The organism is Chryseobacterium flavum, assembly GCF_003385595.1.
In the GTDB taxonomy this organism is placed as follows: domain Bacteria; phylum Bacteroidota; class Bacteroidia; order Flavobacteriales; family Weeksellaceae; genus Chryseobacterium; species Chryseobacterium flavum.
Genome location: NZ_QNUE01000037.1, coordinates 1 through 1,359, shown reverse-complemented (window position 1 = coordinate 1,359; position 1,359 = coordinate 1). Strand labels below are relative to the sequence as shown.

Sequence of the window (1,359 nt, the reverse complement as noted above, 5' to 3'; positions counted from 1 at the left end):
AAGTACAAAAATAAATAATTAAACCAGAGTAATTTTACTATTACTTTGGTTTTTGTTTTTATAGGTTTTCATTTTAATTTGTGACTGGTTATGCATTTGGTTTGGAGTTAGATAATGATTTGAAAAATGTGGGCGTAAATCATTGTAGATTTCGATAGATTCATTTACTATCTTTTTCCTTAAATTATTGTTTATATCATGTTTATCAATATCAAACTCATGCTTTAAAATACCATTCACTCTCTCTGCTATTGCATTTTCATAAGGATCAGAGTTTTGTGTCATACTACATTTTAATTGATGTTTCTGTAAAAGTTTTTGATACTCATTCGAGCAGTATTGTAAACCACGATCGGAATGATGGATTAAAGATTCTCTCATCCCTTTATGCTTCTTGAGAGCTCTTTTTAAAGCTATAATACTACTCTGTGTATTCAAATTGTCTGCAACAAAATGTCCCATTATTTTCTTAGAATACGCATCAGTTATTAAACTTAAATAGCTTGGATTTTTTCGGGTTCCTATATAAGTAATATCTGCAACCCATACTTGGTTGGGCTTTGTTATCTGATAGTCCAGGAGCAAGTTCTTATGCTTTCTAAAACGATGATGAGAGTTGGTCGTAATGTGATAGCTTTTGCGAGGTTCAATCAATAAATGATTAGCTTTTAAGATGGCAAAGAATTTATCTCTCCCTACCTTAATGGAGCTTAAGGATCTCTGTAAGATAAAATATAATTTCCTGCCTCCTAACCGGGGCATCTTAACACGAAGATTCTCTACCAGCTTTACTACCTCTGAAGCTTTATCTTTACAAACTTTCGTACGCTTTATACTTCTATAATAGATTTGTCTATTTAACCCTAACAATCCGCAAGTAAAAATCAAAGTTTCTTTTTCTTTACTGCGGAAGTAATCGATTGTTCGGGTGGTGAGTTTTTTCGAATATCAATGTGATATTCTTTCTCAGCCAGATCAATCATCATATCAAAAAATATGGACTTTTTATCTGCAATATAAGCCTGCTTTTCTAAGAATGCCTTTTGCTTTTCAAGAAGCCTTACCTGGGCTTCTAATTCCATAATACGTTGTTCAGGTGTTTTTTCCATCGCGTAAGGTCTTTGGTTTTCCCAATCAAAGTTACCATATTTTCTTAGCCAATTTAAAATAGTACCATGAGATTGAATACCATATTTCTTACGACAATTAGTAATAGTGGAGACTCCAGATTCAACTTCTTTCACGATTTGAAGTTTTAAACTTAAACTGTAATCCTTCTGGGTACGTTTAATGTACGTGGATGTTAATGTTTCTGCCATAACGATTCTTTTTTGTGTATCGCTATTTCAGGACGAGACA

Annotated in this window: 2 protein-coding genes; both read right to left on the bottom strand. The window is 32.7% G+C overall.

The genetic code is table 11. From position 1 onward, the window contains the following. Positions 1-18: 18 nt before the first annotated feature. The gene (locus DRF59_RS20635; protein ID WP_206606758.1) at positions 19-888 is read right to left on the bottom strand and encodes an IS3 family transposase; all 870 of its coding nucleotides are present in this window, start codon (positions 886-888) and stop codon (positions 19-21) included. Next, the gene (locus tag DRF59_RS21035) at positions 885-1,319 is read right to left on the bottom strand and encodes a transposase (protein ID WP_206606757.1); all 435 of its coding nucleotides are present in this window, start codon (positions 1,317-1,319) and stop codon (positions 885-887) included. Before DRF59_RS21035 ends, DRF59_RS20635 begins: the two co-directional genes overlap by 4 nt. Positions 1,320-1,359: the final 40 nt, after the last annotated feature.